14 protein-coding genes are annotated in these 16,350 nt (G+C 43.4%); 9 read left to right on the top strand and 5 right to left on the bottom strand.

Features of this window, described 5'->3' with window-relative positions:
* Positions 1-246 precede the first annotated feature (246 nt).
* The 7 genes from IEY18_RS08925 to IEY18_RS08895 all read left to right on the top strand — a co-directional run bounded on the left by IEY18_RS08925 (position 247) and on the right by IEY18_RS08895 (position 5,980).
* On the top strand, positions 247-1,077 hold the full coding sequence (locus tag IEY18_RS08925; protein WP_188919901.1) for a hypothetical protein: 831 nt from the start codon (positions 247-249) through the stop codon (positions 1,075-1,077).
* Positions 1,078-1,293: 216 nt separating this feature from the next.
* Complete coding sequence (locus IEY18_RS08920; RefSeq protein WP_229779796.1) at positions 1,294-1,578, top strand: hypothetical protein; 285 nt, start codon at positions 1,294-1,296, stop codon at positions 1,576-1,578.
* An 87-nt stretch (positions 1,579-1,665) separates the two neighbouring features.
* Positions 1,666-3,114, top strand: a complete 1,449-nt coding sequence (locus IEY18_RS08915; RefSeq protein ID WP_188919897.1) for a protein adenylyltransferase SelO — start codon at positions 1,666-1,668, stop codon at positions 3,112-3,114.
* A gap of 66 nt (positions 3,115-3,180) precedes the next feature.
* Positions 3,181-3,507, top strand: a complete 327-nt coding sequence (locus IEY18_RS08910; protein ID WP_188919896.1) for a DUF3630 family protein — start codon at positions 3,181-3,183, stop codon at positions 3,505-3,507.
* Positions 3,504-4,496 (top strand): serine/threonine protein kinase, encoded by a 993-nt coding sequence (locus IEY18_RS08905; RefSeq protein WP_188919894.1) that lies wholly within the window; start codon positions 3,504-3,506, stop codon positions 4,494-4,496. Before IEY18_RS08910 ends, IEY18_RS08905 begins: the two co-directional genes overlap by 4 nt.
* A gap of 222 nt (positions 4,497-4,718) precedes the next feature.
* Positions 4,719-5,330: a thiol:disulfide interchange protein DsbA/DsbL gene (locus tag IEY18_RS08900; protein WP_188919892.1), complete on the top strand. Its 612-nt coding sequence runs from the start codon at positions 4,719-4,721 to the stop codon at positions 5,328-5,330.
* 437 nt (positions 5,331-5,767) lie between these two features.
* Entirely contained in the window at positions 5,768-5,980 is a 213-nt protein-coding gene (locus IEY18_RS08895; protein WP_188919890.1) for a DUF1107 domain-containing protein, read from the top strand.
* Between the two features lie 75 nt (positions 5,981-6,055).
* Here the strand turns inward: IEY18_RS08895 and IEY18_RS08890 are convergent, their stop codons facing one another.
* Positions 6,056-6,259 carry a cell division protein ZapB gene (locus IEY18_RS08890; RefSeq protein ID WP_188919888.1) on the bottom strand — a complete coding sequence of 68 codons (204 nt, stop codon included), beginning with the start codon at positions 6,257-6,259 and terminating at the stop codon, positions 6,056-6,058.
* Between the two features lie 266 nt (positions 6,260-6,525).
* On the opposite strand from IEY18_RS08890, the gene IEY18_RS08885 reads away from it, so the two are divergent.
* Positions 6,526-7,494: a DUF1223 domain-containing protein gene (locus IEY18_RS08885; RefSeq protein ID WP_229779795.1), complete on the top strand. Its 969-nt coding sequence runs from the start codon at positions 6,526-6,528 to the stop codon at positions 7,492-7,494.
* On the opposite strand, the gene IEY18_RS08880 is transcribed toward IEY18_RS08885, so the two are convergent.
* Positions 7,495-8,061: an outer membrane beta-barrel protein gene (locus IEY18_RS08880; RefSeq protein ID WP_188919886.1), complete on the bottom strand. Its 567-nt coding sequence runs from the start codon at positions 8,059-8,061 to the stop codon at positions 7,495-7,497.
* A gap of 386 nt (positions 8,062-8,447) precedes the next feature.
* On the opposite strand from IEY18_RS08880, the gene IEY18_RS08875 reads away from it, so the two are divergent.
* Positions 8,448-9,542, top strand: a complete 1,095-nt coding sequence (locus tag IEY18_RS08875; RefSeq protein ID WP_188919884.1) for a branched-chain amino acid aminotransferase — start codon at positions 8,448-8,450, stop codon at positions 9,540-9,542.
* 82 nt (positions 9,543-9,624) lie between these two features.
* On the opposite strand, the gene IEY18_RS08870 is transcribed toward IEY18_RS08875, so the two are convergent.
* The 3 genes from IEY18_RS08870 to yihG (IEY18_RS08860) all read right to left on the bottom strand — a co-directional run bounded on the left by IEY18_RS08870 (position 9,625) and on the right by yihG (IEY18_RS08860) (position 16,277).
* On the bottom strand, positions 9,625-14,193 hold the full coding sequence (locus IEY18_RS08870; protein ID WP_373290729.1) for an EAL domain-containing protein: 4,569 nt from the start codon (positions 14,191-14,193) through the stop codon (positions 9,625-9,627).
* Between the two features lie 243 nt (positions 14,194-14,436).
* The gene (gene yihG / locus IEY18_RS08865) at positions 14,437-15,372 is read right to left on the bottom strand and encodes a 1-acylglycerol-3-phosphate O-acyltransferase, YihG family (RefSeq protein WP_188919882.1); all 936 of its coding nucleotides are present in this window, start codon (positions 15,370-15,372) and stop codon (positions 14,437-14,439) included.
* Entirely contained in the window at positions 15,366-16,277 is a 912-nt protein-coding gene (yihG, locus tag IEY18_RS08860; protein ID WP_188919880.1) for a 1-acylglycerol-3-phosphate O-acyltransferase, YihG family, read from the bottom strand. Before yihG (IEY18_RS08860) ends, yihG (IEY18_RS08865) begins: the two co-directional genes overlap by 7 nt.
* Positions 16,278-16,350 lie beyond the last annotated feature (73 nt).

Genomic DNA, 16,350 nt, shown 5'->3' with positions numbered 1-16,350 from the left:
CGATGTTGTCAAGGACTGATATATTTGTAACAGTGGTTAAAAAATTCAGTCCATGTGTCAGTTTTTAATTAAGCAGTTGATTTTGTGGATTACATTGCAAGTCGCGTGAGAGTGAATCACGCAAGAATAATGTTGAAAGCAGTATTTGAACTCGGCAAATATACAGCTATATGTTTGTTGCAGTTTATCAAATGACAACCTAAAGACTCTTATCGCGAGAGTTGAGTTAACCAACGGTGAATAACAATGTTTAAGATTTTAGCCATTATTATTTTGGTCGGATTAGGCGTGTACCTGTTTAAACGCGCTCAGCGATTAGCCGAAGAAGAGCAGCAACAGGCATTAAATGAATCTTTGCAAAAGCGGCGTGAAGAGTACCAAGCTGTAGCGAAGGCAGAAGCAGAAGCGAAAGCAAAAGCCGAAGCAGATAAAGACGTGATTGAAGGCGAAGTGATTGCTTCAGAAGCGACACTGGCATCAGAATCTGAAGTTCAGCAAGCTAAAAGTTCTGAACCATTAGCGTTTGAATCAAGTCAAACTGCAGAGCCAGAGCCAGAGCCAGAGCCAGAGCCAGAGCCAGAGCCAGAGCCAGAGCCAGAGCCAGAGCCAGAGCCAGAGCCAGAGCCAGAGCCAGAGCCAGAGCCAGAGCCAGAGCCAGAGCCAGAGCCAGATTTAGGTTGGGCGACGCCGGCACTGCAGCAAGGGATGGCAAATTTAGCAGAGCAAAGTGAATTAGCGGGTAAACATCAAGCGATGCTGGTCGTTATTGCTGAGTGCTATAAGCAAAGAAAGTTGAAAGAGTATTTAGATTTTGGGGCACACTTAAGTGATGAATATTCCTTGCTATTTGCAGACTATTACAAAGCAGAAGAGGCGAATGGCAATTTAAAAGCCGTTAAAGGTATAGGCTTTATGCAGCTTGCGACTTTGTTAGCTGATCATCATGAATTCGACCGTGCGATAGGTTTTTGCCATCAAGCGATAGGATACGAGTTAAGTGATGGCACCAAAACTGGCTTTGAGGGGCGTTTAGCTCGAATTGAGAAGGCCAAAGAAAAAGCCGCTAAGTCACAATAAACGCAGGATGACTCAGGTGGGGTTTAAAAGGGAGCTAACAGCTCCCTTTTTTGTGGGCGATTGATGCGAGTTGACGTTTATCTGAGAGAATGGGGTTCAAATGGTGGTTTTTTGATCCTGTTGTGGTGCGCTTGGGTATGACCCTTGAAAGCTTACGTTTTAAAAGTATGGTAGCCGTGGCAACATGGGGAGCGAATTCTGAGTGTTGAGGTGGCTGTGTACAAGATAAATAGTTTTTTATTTGGTTTGCTAATCCTATTAAGTGGTTGCGGTAAAACGCCTGAGTGGACTTTGTTTTATTACGCGAATGCAGAGGCTGCATCTAAAAGTGAGTTAAGCACAGAAGATATTCGTGGCTATTACGAGACCCTTGAGCAGTGCCAGCGAAAAGGCGAGGGGATGAAAAGGCTGAGTCAATCAAAACTTGAAACCTTCCAGTGTGGTCAACGATGCCAGATAGATGCTGAGCAGCAACTCATTTGTTTACAGACCGTAAAATAATGGTGTTGTAAATAGTCTGATAAATATAGTGAAAATAGCCATGGATTTCGTGCAAATGGCTGGTTAAACGACATTACAAGGAAAGCCATGCGATTCAAACAGGATTTTTTTGAGCAGCTAACGGGCTTTTATAGCCAAGTCGCGCCGCTCGGTTTAAGTAACCCACATTGGCTTGCATGGAGTCATGATGCTGCAAGCCTTGTTGGTCTTTCAACGCCTTCTGAGTCATTGCTACAAGGTTTTGCCGGAAATCAACAGATTGAGGGTGCTGCGTATTATGCGCAGGTCTATAGTGGCCATCAATTTGGGGGGTATACCCCAAGGCTTGGGGATGGGCGTTCTATCATCTTGGGTGAGGCTCTTGGTCCTCAAGGCGCATGGGATGTTGCACTCAAAGGGGCTGGGCCGACGCCCTACTCCCGCCAAGGAGATGGTCGAGCCGTGATGCGTTCGGCTGTCAGAGAGTTTTTAGTTTCGGAGGCTTTGCATCATTTGGGAGTGCCGACAACTCGTGCTTTGGCCGTCATTGGCTCCGACATGCCAGTATGGCGCGAGTCACAAGAAACAGCGGCAACAACCGTACGTTTAGCTCGCAGTCACATTCGCTTTGGTCATTTTGAATACTTCAGTTATAGCGAGCAAGGGAGCAAAACCAAGTTAAAGCAGTTGCTAGATTTTACGATTACACAGCATTACCCACAATTTAGCTGCGATTCTGGCGGCTATATTGCTTGGTTTCGTCAGGTTGTTACAGATACAGCTGAGCTGATAGCTCTCTGGCAAGCGATTGGTTTTGCCCACGGTGTGATGAATACCGATAACATGTCGATTTTAGGTGAGAGTTTCGATTTTGGCCCGTTTGCATTTTTAGATACGTTTAAAGAAGACTTTGTTTGTAATCATTCTGATACGACGGGACGCTATGCCTTTAACCAGCAGCCAGGTATCGGTTTGTGGAATTTACAACAGTTAGCTCAAGCGCTTGCACCAGTGATTGAGTCTGATGATCTTATTGATGCGCTGGAGCTATACCAGCCAGCCCTTGTTCGTGCCTATTTAGAAAAAATGGGAGATAAGTTGGGACTACCTGAGCGCCCATTGGAGCAGGTGGGTGCATCAGATCTACAGTTAGTCGGAGGGTTCACCCAACTGCTGGAAAAAAGCCAGCTGGACTATACCAATGGGTGGCGGAAATTGGGTGCGCTTGATCCAAGCAGCGAGCATTGTTCGCTACGTAACGACTTTATTGATGTGGTTGGGTTTGATCACTGGTATCAAGCTTATCGGGCACGGCTAGGACCAGTGGAAGATGTTGAATCATGGCAAAAGTTGCGCGATCTGGCCAACCCCAAGTATATTCTGCGCAATTACTTGGCCCAAGAAGCAATTGTTGCTGTCGAGGAGGGTGATCTTCAACCATTGCAGGATTTGTTTCAGGTGCTACAAAAGCCATTTGATGAACAAGTCGACAAAAACCATTACGCCAAACGCCCCCCCAAATGGGGTCAAGGTTTGATTATGTCGTGTAGTAGCTAAAATCTATATTTTGTGGGCGACACGACCCTGGGCACAGCTTTACTTTAATGAATAGAGAGACAGTGATTGAATCCGCTAAACACAATTAAGTCTGTGCAATTTGATGCAGATAATAAATCGTTACAGGTTCGAGCAGCAATTGAATTCGACCATTTTGATGCTTTTGCATTGCCTCTTGTCCAAGCTCTAGACTGTCAGGTGCTAGAGCAGCAATGGGGGGCAGACCGCCATCAGTGGCGTTTAGATTTTGAGTCTTGTGTCGTTTGGCTGAATTATGAGTTTTATGGGGACGTATGTTGGCTCGCGGTAGAGCGTGAGCAAGATATCGAAGTGCTTTCATTTCTTCAGACTCTGCTATTGCCTTTTGTGAAGCAAGAAGGGGAACTTGGATGAGTAAATCCAGTGCAGAATTTCATTATCAAGCGTTAACGCCAGACCTCATTTTGGATGCGATAGAGAGTCTTGGCATTTACCCTGAAACAGGGTTGTTAGCGCTCAACAGCTATGAAAATCGCGTATACCAATTTCGTTGCGATCGTGGCCAGCGTTATGTGGTGAAGTTTTACCGACCGGAGCGTTGGAGTAATGCCCAAATTCAAGAAGAGCATGATTATTCGCAAGAGTTGCTCGAAGCTGAAGTTCCTATCGCGGCGCCGACTCGTATTGATGGGCAAACTTTATTTACCTATCAAGGATATCGTTTTGCAATGTTTCCTTCGATTGGTGGACGTTGTTTTGAAGTCGACAACTTAGAGCAGCTAGAGGCCGTTGGTCGATTCGTGGGTCGGATTCATCAATTTGCAAAACAGCGAACGTTTCAATATCGAGAATCCCTTACACTGCAGAGCTTAGGCGTTGATTCTATTGAATGGTTAAAGCAATCGGGCCATGTGCCTACAGGACTTGAGCAAGCATTTTTTACGATTGTTGAGCAAGTATATGACAAGGCTAGTGCACTATGGCAGCCGCAGTATGATGCAATCCGTTTGCATGGCGATCTGCATCCAGGCAATATTTTGTGGACACCGACAGGCCCAAGCTTTGTTGATTTGGATGACGCCAAATCTGGCCCGGCTATTCAAGATTTATGGATGATGCTTACCGGTGATCTGGGCCAGCGACGAATGCAGTTGGAAACGCTGCTAGAAGGCTATGAAGAGTTTAGCTATTTTGATACCCGGCAACTCGCTTTGATAGAGCCGCTTAGAGCACTGCGAATGTTACACTACAATGCTTGGCTGAGTCGGCGCTGGCAAGATCCTGCTTTTCCAATGCACTTTCCTTGGTATGCAGAAGATAAATATTGGGAGCAACAAATTCTAGCGTTTAAAGAGCAACTGGCGGTAATGGATGAAGCACCACTTAGTCTCGTGCCCTATTAATGTTTCGTTAATGTGTGCTCCGTAATATAGACGCTATGTTTGGTGAAGGCGATGCAAATTAGCGATAAAGTGTGTTAGCCTCTCGGCAAAGAATTAACCTCACAATACGTTATTGAGGATGAAATTGGTTTCATACAGGGTCTTACAGAGTCAACCCATTCAGGGCGATCGTTACATACCTTGAAGTCCAAAGAATTCGCTTAGAAAATTAAAGGAAGAGTAATGAAGAAAGTATTATTAATGACCGTTGCGATTTTGATGATGCCATTCGCTGCAATGGCTGCAAACTATCAAGAAGGGGTTCACTATACGACCATTAACAAAGGGCCTGCGACGGCGAAACCCGAAGTTTCAGAATTCTTTTCATTCTATTGCCCTCATTGTTATAGCTTCGCTAAGTCGGTCGTGCCTAAGCTGGAGAGCAAATTACCAGAAGGTGTGAAGTTTACTCAAAAGCACGTAGAGTTTATTGGGCGAGAAATGGGCGTTGAAATGTCACGCGCATTTGCTGTTGCACATCAGTTAAACGTTGATAAGAAGATTGAAATGGCATTGTTCTCCGCTATTCATGATAAAAAACAGCGCTTTACTAACCGCGATGATATTCGTAAATTATTTATCGCAAATGGCGTGGAAGGCAAAGACTTTGACGCAGCAGCGAGTTCTTTTATGGTGAATGCCCAGATGTCTTCAATGAAGCGTGATACTGAAAATGCTAAATTGAGCGGCGTACCAGCATTGGTGGTTAATGGAAAATATCGCTTAGAAACGTCTTCAATCAAAAGCTATGATGAACTCGTAGATCTTGCGGTATACCTAACGACGTTGAAGTAATCTTTTATGTTTTAAAAAAAGAGCCTTACGGCTCTTTTTTTGTGCCGGAATGGTAGATGAGTATCGCTCTGGTAGGATAAATTTCTTTATGGTTTGAGAACTCTGTTTTTTGTTCTCAATTATAAATAGTTTGATAGTTTCAGTAATTGTTTGAATAGCTTATTAATTTTAGCTTTTGTTAAAGTAGAAGTTGCTTAGGCCTTGTTTATGAATTGAATGCGTGTTCTGAATCAAAGATAGTGCCACAAATGCGTATTGGTATTGCGTTTTTTGTGATTATGAGGTTTTGATCTCGTTGCAATATTGGGCTTTGTGATCTTATGAGATCTGATCCCAGTTCTCATAAAAAAAACTCTGAATGATGAAACTATCGTGGTAAAAGTGATGTCAAACAACGGTACCAAAAATTATAACTAGTGTTGTCGTTCGGAGGTCATGTGAGAGTATTTCCTGTATACGCACCTAAACTGATTGTTAAGCACGCAAGAATTTTTTTGACGGGTGTTATTTGGGTCAAAGATTTAGGGAAGTTAGAGTTTGAAAAAGGACGGTTTTTGCTGCCAAGAAAAAGCCAACCAAAGATTAAACAAGTGGTTCAAGAGCTAAATGAATTACTTGCCGCGCAAAATTTAGAGGCACAAATCGCCTAATTCCAAAAGTAGAAGTGGGATATTGAAGGGTAGCACCTATTTGCGTCGCAATAGGTGCTGATGTCCTTTGATTTGCTATTCAACTTCGCTATTTAGCAAACCTACCAGTCCGGTTACTTTCTCATTCCAAGAGTTTAACTCTTGTTTGAGTTGATCGTTCTGCTCAGTCAATTGTGAACTCTTTTGTTTTTCTTCTTCAAGTTCCATTTTTAGCAGTTCAATAGTTTCAACTGCAGCCTGGATTTTAGTTTCCAGCTTGGACAGTAATTCAAGGCTCATCGGGAAGTCCTATAAAGTTTCTGGATTGGGGTAACGATTTTAGCAGCCCATAGACCGTAAAGAACAGCGATTATTCCTCTGAAAACTAAAAATTAATCGCGGATTTGTGCTTTTTATTAAGAATTGCTTATAGATTGATTTAAACCGTGACGAAAATGACCTGAATGTATCCATTTTTGCTTTAGGTGATGCATGGATTCCATCGTGTGAATTGTTTTCCCGTTTTCGCGGGTCTGTTTACCTATGAGACCTAGCGAGGACGATGGATGAAAAAGAAATTTCTTTATGGAGCACCCATTGTGATGGTGGTGGCCATTGTTGGTTTCGCGAGTTTTAGCGGTGTAGAAGTGTTTGCAAGTCGTGATGAAACAGTGCAGCCCATCAATCGTTCAGTGAAAACGACTCACACTGAATTAGCGAGTCATTCCCGGGCAACCGATTTATCAAATGAGCGCGTTCAGCGTTTATTTGATTTTTCAGCTCAAAGCCCATCAAAGCGCCCCTACTTTATTGAATTATTTACTTCGCAGGGCTGCAGCTCTTGTCCTCCCGCAGAAGCATGGCTCTCTGAGTTCAAACAAGAGCCTAAATTATGGCAGCAGTACTTTCCAATTGCGTTTCACGTGACCTACTGGGACTACATTGGATGGAAAGATCCTTATGGACAGCGCAAATTTAGTCAGAGGCAATACGATCATTTAAATCAACTTAATGTTAAGCAGGTTTATACTCCACAGTTTGTTGTAAATGGACAAGAGTGGCGTGGCTGGTTTAACCGAGTCTTTGGTACCACTTTCAGTCAGGCGCCTCAGGACTCCGGAGTTTTAACTGTTCAGTTGGATGACTTAGTGTTTGCGGCTCATTTTGAGCCTACTTTACCCAACGTGAAAGGGCGGGCGAGTTTTCATATGGCATTGGTGAGTGCAGGGTTAAGCACTTATGTACGCAGTGGCGAAAATCATGATAAACAGTTACAACATGATTTCACTGTACGCTATCACCAGTCTTATGACGTGTCATTGAATCAGGGAGCGTTTGATTTAAAAACTCAACTCTCGCTGGATATAAAAGATCAGCTGCAACGCATTCATGCCGAACAAGGGGGTCAAGAAAAACTTGCCTGGCTTATCTGGTTTGAGCTTGATCGAAAACCACTTCAAGCGGTGGCGAGTTGGTTAGACAAAGCAGAACTGGCGGCGATAAATCACGCACCAGTTCTCGCTATCGTTGAGTGACTAGAAACGGTAGTCAATACCAAAGTAGACTTGTTGGGTATTATCAAGACCAAACTTGGTACTTTCAGTACCATTTGTTATTGATGAACCATAGTCCTGTTTTAGATAACGATAACCTAGCTCGGTACTCATGTTCTTCGTTAACTGGAAGTTGAATCCTGTTTGTGCCCCCCAAACAAAATCATCTTTGCTACGCAAGTCTCCGTGATCAGGGCTCGTGTGGTTTAAGCCTGCTGTTGCACCAATGAACCAATTGAGTTTATTACTCTGGCCTAAGTTGACGAGGTAATCATAAGACATCAGAAAGCTCTGTTGCGTTGCAAAGTCATCAGAATTGTAACTGTAAGTACCGTAAACACGGTGATTATCGTTTAAGTATTTACCAGCTCGAACTTGGTAAACCGCATCGTTCTCTTTATCCGAAGACTTGCCTTCTAGGCTGCTATTTACTTCATATTTATCTTTTTGTGTGCCCACGGCACCACCAATAAACCAATCGGATGCCATTGTCGGCGCAGTAAAAGAAAAAGCCATGACCGATGCAAGAATTAGTGATTTTGATTTCATAAGATACTCCAATGTTTTGAGTAAAAAAGAGCGTCTGCTCTGTGGCTGAACTCAGACTAGAGCAACGTCGCTGAATAATAACTGAATGGAATTTCTAAGGCGTTTTTTATAGGTTTTAGGTATATATGGTGTTAATTTTGTACAGAGCAGGTTACAAACTTGGTTAAATACTGCAGGGTCGATTGACGCAGTGCATTTGTTTATGGAATAGCTCGCTCATCCTGCATTGCTTTTGGGCATCCATGTTGCTGCCGCTTTTTGGCATGCCAATGTTTCGTAAGGTTGACATCATTTTTTGCTGAGAAAATTGACTATAGCCCCCGTCGTGCTTGACATTATTTTCGTCTCTCCATAATCTGCATGTTCAGTCAAAAAGGTGGAATGCAATGGAAATAACTTACAATCTAAAACCGGATTCAGAGCGCCGCATAGAGCAATTTAAACCAGATGGAGATGTCGGTTTTGGTAAGTTAAGAACGGATCATATGTTCTTGATGGATTATCGCGATGGCGAGTGGCAAGATCCACGGATTGTGCCGTATGCCCCCTTTGAAATGGCTCCAGGTGCAATGTCATTGCATTACGGGCAGTCGATTTTTGAAGGTGCCAAAGCCTATATGCATGATGATGGCGAAATTTATACCTTTAGACTTGATAAAAATGCTGAGCGAATGAATCGTTCTGCAGAGATTGTGTGCATTCCATACTTGGACGAACAGGTGCAGCTTGATGCGATAAATGCATTGATTGATGTTGACCGCTTATGGTTCCCGATGCAGCAAGGGGCGTGTATGTACATTCGTCCTTTCATTTTTGCGACTGAAGATAGACTATCGGTGAGTCCGAGCAATCAATATACGTTCTGCGTGATGATTAGCCCGAGTGGTGCATATTATGCAGCAGGTGTGAACAATGCGATTCGCTTGCTCATTAGTAAGAAGTTCCATCGTGCGGTTTCTGGTGGCACAGGCGCTTCTAAAGCGGCTGGTAACTATGCAGCTTCACTAAGAGCAGGTAAAGCTGCTGCGGAGTATGGAGCTGCTCAAGTTTTATATTTGGATTCAACCAATACTCAAATTGAAGAAGTTGGTGCGATGAACCACTTCCATGTTTTGAAAGATGGCACCATTATTATTCCTGAATTCACGGACACGATTTTGCAGTCTATTACGTCAAAATCGATTATGGAACTGTCGGAAATCTTAGGCTGCGAAATCCGCCAAGAGACAGTGATGTTAGACCAATTTATTGCTGATATTCAGTCTGGTGAGATTGTTGAGGCGGGCGGTTTCGGAACCGCAGCAGTTGTTTCTCCTGTTGGCTCTTATATTTTTGAAGACAATACCGTTGTTACCGTAGGTGACGGCAAGGTTGGCAAGCATATTCAGCGGATCTATCAGGTATATACTGATATCCAAAACGGTAAAATGGCAGGCCCAGAAGGTTGGGTGAAGAAAGTTGAGCGAACGCGTCAAGCATAAGCAAACCGCACGGTTATAAAAAAGGCTCCTCGGAGCCTTTTTTAATGGGTGTTCGCTTGAGTAAGCTCGAGATGTTGAGCACTTATTCGTTGGATAATGACTGTTGCTGCTGTTGATACAAGAAAGCTTCACAATCTTTGGTATTGAGTGGCTTGCTCAGTAAATACCCCTGAATTTGATCGCACTTATGTTGAGCAAGGAAGTTTAGCTGTTCTTGGGTTTCTACCCCTTCTGCAACCACATTGAGTTCTAGACTGTGGGCGAGCGCGATAATGGCGCTCGTAATCGCAGCATCTTCTGGATCGTCAGTAATATCGCCAACAAACTCCCTATCAATCTTTAGGGTATCGATAGGGAAGCGCTTCAAATAACTTAAACTTGAATAGCCAGTTCCAAAGTCATCCACCGCTAAAGTTAAGCCAAGCCCCTTAAGCTGATTGAGCACCGAAACTGAATCTTGTGGCTTTTTCATAATCATAGACTCGGTTAACTCAAGCTCTAACGCATGGGCTGGCAGCCCGGATACGGCGAGTGCGACTTCAATGGTAGATACAATATCCATTTTCAACTGGTTGGCAGACAGGTTTACAGCCACATTGAGATCAGTAAAACCTTGCTCGTGCCACTCTGCAATTTGGTGGCAAGCATGGTTAATAACCCAGTGACCAATCTGGTTAATCATGCCGGTCTCTTCTGCAAGTGGGATAAACTCAGCAGGTGAAATATGACCTAATTCTTTGCTATGCCAGCGTAAAAGTGCCTCTAATCCAGTGAGTTTACCAGTGGCAACACAGAATTTTGGCTGATAAACCAAAGAAAATTCATTAAGCGTTATTGCTTGTTTTAATCCTGCCTCAAGCTCAACATGACGGACCGCATATTCATTGAGCTTTGACGTATAAAATTGGAAATTGTTTCGTCCCAAAGACTTTGCATGATACATGGCTGTATCGGCAAACTTGGTCAATGACGTAGAGTCTTCCGCGTCATCTGGATATACACTGATCCCTATTGATGGTGAGATGGTTAGAACCTTGTCATCCAACAAAAATGGGGTCTGGAAGGCGCGAACAATCTTCTCTGCCACAACGGTGGCGACTTTATTTTTTGTGACGCCTTCAATGATAATGGTAAATTCATCTCCACCAAGACGTGCGACGGTATCACCTTCGCGAACAGAGTTTTTAAGTCGTGCCGCAACCGCTTTTAATAGAAGATCACCAATGTGGTGCCCCATTGAGTCATTGATATGTTTAAAGCGGTCTAAATCTAGGTACATTAAAGCCACAACGTTTTTAGAGCGATGGGCTTGGTGAATCGCATGGGACAGTCGGTCTTGGAACAAAGTTCGGTTTGGTAAGCCCGTTAGCGTATCAAAGCTTGCCAATACTCTTAAGTCTTCTTCGGCCTTCTTTCGGTCAGTAATATCGGTGAATACTGCCACAAAATGGCTGGCTTCCTGTTTGGTATCGATAACTTGGTTGATTTCCAACCAGATCAAAATTTTGCGCTTACCTTTGGTGCGAATGGTTATTTCACCAGACCAGCGTTTGTTGTGAAGAAGCTGCTTTTCTATCGTTTGATAAAACGTCTTATTTTGCAGTCCGCGTGTGAGAAAAAGAAAAGGTTTGTTCATCACGTCATCAGCGCTAAATCCAGTGACTAAAGTGAAAGCTGGATTGACGGAAATCATGCGATAGTCGAGCCCTGCGACGACGACGGCCTCATTCATGCTATGCAAAACTTGCGAAGATAACCGAAGTTCATTTTCTGTGGTCTTGCGCGTTGTAATGTCTTTGAGTGTGCCGGTCATTCGCAGCGGTTCTTTGCGAGAGTTTCGCTCAACAACTTTGCCGCGGTCTAATAGCCAAATCCATTGTTCGTTGTCATCGAGTGTTCGGTATTCTGCTTCGTAAAAAGGAGTGCGTCCCTTGAGGTGATCGTTCAGTGCAAGTTGGACACGAGTTTTATCCTCTGGGTGAATATCTCGGGTTAAACTTTCACCATTATCTTCGTAAATTTCGTCATCTTGAACATTAGTTCTAAACACGCGATCTTCTGGAATTTTCCAGTCCCACATACCGTCGCCTGATGCCCACAATGCCATTTTTAGGCGCTCTTCTGAGACTCGGATGCTGGTCTCAAATTCATGCTCAATTTTACGCTTAGTTTGTCTGTCAAAAACATTTTTTAGAATAAACAAAGCCAGTAGCAATGAATACAAAGCGTATGCGTAACTCGTACGGTAAAAGGGGGCATGAACTTGGATTGGGACTTCTAAGACTTGCGAGCTCAGAGGGTTGTTTCTCAGCCCATACCTAACTTTTAGTGTGTATTTGCCGGGTGTGAGATTGGTGTATGTGATATCACTTGAATTTTCTATGTAATGCCATTGTTGCTCTAGGCCATCAAGTTGAAACGCAAACTGTTCGTTATTGGTGTAGCTGAAGTCGAGAGACGTGATTTCAAAACTCACAACTTGCTCATCGTAATCCATATGAATCACTGGAGGCTGACGCAAATCAAAAATGCGATGATAGTTACCGGCGATGCTATATCCGGTCAATGCGAGTTGATTATCGGTGCGGTGGGTTGGAATCGTTTGTGGCGAAAAATGGTTAATGCCATTAATACCGCCAAACCAAAGTTCGCCATTAGCATCTTGCATTTTTACTTTGCCGTTAAACTCGAGCCCTTGCAGCCCCTCGGATTCATTAAAAGTAATGATTTGCTTTGATTGAGGGTTATAGCGACTAATGCCCGCGTTACTACTTATCCAAAGGCTACCTTGGTCATCCTTCAAGATGGCGTAAATGGTCGCGCTCGGTAGACCTTGGGTGGTTCCAATATTGGTAAACTTAAAGCCTGATAACTCTTTTTCCATAAGAGTGAGGCCGCCATGTGTCGCTAGCCATATGCTGCCATCTTCATTAAATAAGATGTCACGTATACGACTGTTGAACATGCTATTGGGATTATCTACATCCTTATTTAGGATTTCTCCCTTACCCGTATCCATATCGATTCGAATCAAGCCATCCATTGTCCCTAACCAAAGTTGGTTCTTGTGCGATCGGGTGACCATGATTTGGTTTTGAATATCGTTAAAGTTGTCGATACGGGTTAAATCGAACTCCGTAAAATCATCGGTTTCGGCCTGATAGCGATAGAGGCGACTCGCGGCACTAATCCATAGCTGGCCTTTGCTATCAATTGTAAGGCTGCGAATAAGGCCCTGACCGATAGCACCAGGGCGAATATCACTTTGTTGATATAATTTGAATTGGCGGTCTTTATCGAATTTACCTAAGCCTAAACTGCTCGCAAACCATAGGTTTTGCTGCTCATCTTGAATGATATCCATGATCCGCAGTTGTGCTTCTGACTGGCTTAAACCAGCGGCATTGGAAAAGTATGCAAGATAGTGCTGATAAAATTCATTGCCGGGAGTGAGACTTTTTAAACCCGCACCATCCATCCCTATCCAGAGCGTGTTACGACTGTCTCTGAATAAAGCGCGAATATTGTTGCTTTGACGAGGGTTTAACTGATGGTGTTCGTAAATATGTTTAAAATATTGTCGCTCAATATTGATTTTGTCGATACCTGAATAGCTGGTACCTAACCATAAAGTGCCATTGTCATCGAGTAAGAGTCTTTGGATATTGTTATCAACGACAGAGCCTTTAATCAGCGGGTCATGGCGGTAGGCGTAGGCCTTTATCTGTTCCTGAGCGTTTGTCGAGGTGTTGGTATTGGGAAGAAGTTGCACTAAGCCTGCATTAGGACCGACCAGCCAGATCACCCCTTCTTTACCGATTACGAAATCACTGATTGTGTGTGTGGTATTTCGCTTGGGCTTTCGCTGCCAAACCATTTCACCATGACGACTCCCAATATCATACTTCCAAAGTTGGTTAGCTAAAGAAAGATATATTTGGTTGTTACCTGCGTCGCGAATTTGATTGACTCGCAAAGATTGCGGTAAGTTTAAGCGGCTGATGGTGTCGGTATCAATGGCGAATACGCCGCTGGCTTCGGTGCCAATGACAATGTAGTCATTACCTACGCGCCGTAAACTGGTTACATTCGGTTTGGTTCGATTGCCAAGCTCGACTTTTTGGATGACATTGCGTCGAGACGACAATGTATAAAGGCCACTTTTTGTGCCAATCCATACCGTATCGCCAACAACGGTTAATCGGTTTACTCGCAGATCTTCTAAACCATTTTCTTTGACAAAGCGGGTCACCTTTCCGGTTTTTAAATCAAGTCGATTCAATCCTTGATTAAAAGTGCCAACCCATAAAGCACCATTTTCATCTTGGGCTATATCGGTGATGAAGCCCTCTGACAGACTGGTTTGGTCCTTTGCATTGTGATTAAACACATGGAAATACTTGCCGTTATAGCTGTGTAAGCCATCTTGCGTGCCGACCCATAGTAATCCAGCTTGGTCAATAAACAGTTTGGTGATTGTATTTTGGTTGAGCCCTAAACGGGTATCTAAGTGTTCAAACTTAAGTGGTGGTGCGTCGTGACTGGTGGGTTCAGCTGAAATAGCCCCTGCATGAGTGCAGAATAAAAGAAGAAAGCTGAAAAGGAACCTTGATAATCCTTTGAACATCGTTTGCTTCAAATTCACTCCCATGGCCAAGCTTATCTCCGCTAGAATCTACGACAATCAATACTTAAAAATGATACGACTGAGCAGGAACGAGCAGTGTTTTAGCTTAGTCGATGGTTCTGGTTGAGTCATCAAATTTATTGAACACTCGTCTAGGCCAAATCCATTCAAGCTAGATGACCATAATACCATCATCCGAGACTTTGTTGTCAATTGCTTTAACCCCGCACCACAGCAGCAATTTTCTGCAATAATGGAATGCGGAGCTTAGGCGAGATCTCTTGCTTGATAGGTGGTTGTACTTGCTTGATGTGATAACAGCAATTGATGGATCTGCTGATCTTTTTCATCCCAAAGTTGGTTTAGCCAGCGTTGAAAATCCACTCGATACTGAGCATCGCTAAAATATTGCTTATCATCGACTTCTGGTACGTCTATTACTCTTGCGCGCACAATGACTTTTTTCACTTTGCCGAACATTACGGCTTGTAAGATATTCTCCGGTGCATCAGGGTACAGAATGGTCATATCAAGTAAGCCAGTAAATTGCTCTCCCATTGCCGATAACGTAAAGGCAACTCCTCCGGCTTTGGGGCGCATTAAGTAACGATAGGGTGAACCTTGGCGTTGCCTTTTTTCTTCAGTAAAACGACTTCCTTCAACATAATTCATGATCGACGTAGGAAGGTGCTTAAACTTTTCACATGCTTTGCGTGTCGTTTGCAAGTCTTTTCCCCTTAACTTAGGGTTTTTCTTTAATTTGGCAGGGCTTGTCCGGTGCATAAATGGCATATCTAAAGCCCAGCACCCAAGGCCTAAGAAGGGGACATAAATCAGCTCTTTTTTCAGGAAGAACTTAAGCATTGGAATATTGTTGCGTAATAGATAGGTTTGAACCGCGATATCAAAGCCACTTAAGTGATTACTAATCACTAAGTACCAGCCTTGCGGGTCAAGGTCCGATAAACCGTCAATATCCCATTCAAAATTAGCAAGTAAAAATAAAATCCCGCCATTACAGCTAGCCCAAGCCCACATCAATTTATTCATGATTTGGGTTACGAAATTGCGAAATCTCTTTAAAGGAACCAATAGCTTTACAAGGCCGCCAATGCAGATGAGAGAGGCCCACACTAAGGTATTGATAATCAATAGCGAAAGGCTCATAACAAATAAAATCGGACCGGGTAAAAAGTTTAGCATTCGTGCGAGTTTCCTTGCGTACTCTGTTTAATCAGTTGATTCATGGTTGAGTCTTTCTTCAACCAAATGTGGTTAAGCTGAGATTGAAATTGTTGTTTAAACTGGCGATCGTTGACGTAGTCGCCCTTCATCGATGCAGGGATTTCACTGACAGTCACGTCCACATACACGGATTGACATTGACCACTAATAAACTCCCAATAGCTTGGTGTCTTCTCTGGATAATAAATGGTGACATCCACAAGTTGGTTTAATTGATCACCCATGGTCGATAAAGCGAAAGCCAAGCCGCCAGCTTTAGGGCGCAAAAGATGCTGATATGGTGAATTTTGCTTTTGATGCTTACTTGACTGAAATCGAGTACCTTCAACAAAGTTCATGATGCTCACAGGCTTTGATTTGAATTTTGCACAGGCTTTACGAGTAATTTCTATATCTTTGCCGCGCAGCTTTGGATTTTTCTTCAACTGGGCGGTGCTGTAGCGTTTCATAAATGGAAAGTCTAGCGCCCACCAAGCAAGCCCTAGAAAGGGAACAAAGATTAGCTCCTGTTTTAAAAAGAACTTCAGAAAGGGAATCTTACCGTTAAACAGTCGTTGTAAAATGAGAATATCTACCCAGGACTGATGGTTTGCTATCACCATATACCATTCATTTTTATCAAGCTTTGCGTCGATAGAAGCGTGTATTTTAACCGGGTGTAAAATGCGTTCGACGATTCCGTTAATACTAATCCAAGCGGATGCACAGGCATCGAGCAAGTAATTGATGGCAAGCCGAAGTGGTGCAACGGGGATAAGTTTGATGATGCTGAAGACGAATATAGGGAACACCCAAAAGAGTGTATTTGCGATGTAACATAAGAATGCGATTGAACCCGTTATTCGTGACAAAACAGCAGCCATTGAAATTTCCCTGTAAAAATTGGAGGTCTATGGTACTCGTTGCGCGACATTGGCTCAATCTGTTCATGCTATT

The organism is Shewanella gelidii, from assembly GCF_014647855.1.
GTDB lineage: Bacteria > Pseudomonadota > Gammaproteobacteria > Enterobacterales > Shewanellaceae > Shewanella > Shewanella gelidii.
Note: the sequence above shows the minus strand (reverse complement) of the source record. Positions and strands in the feature narration are given on the sequence as shown.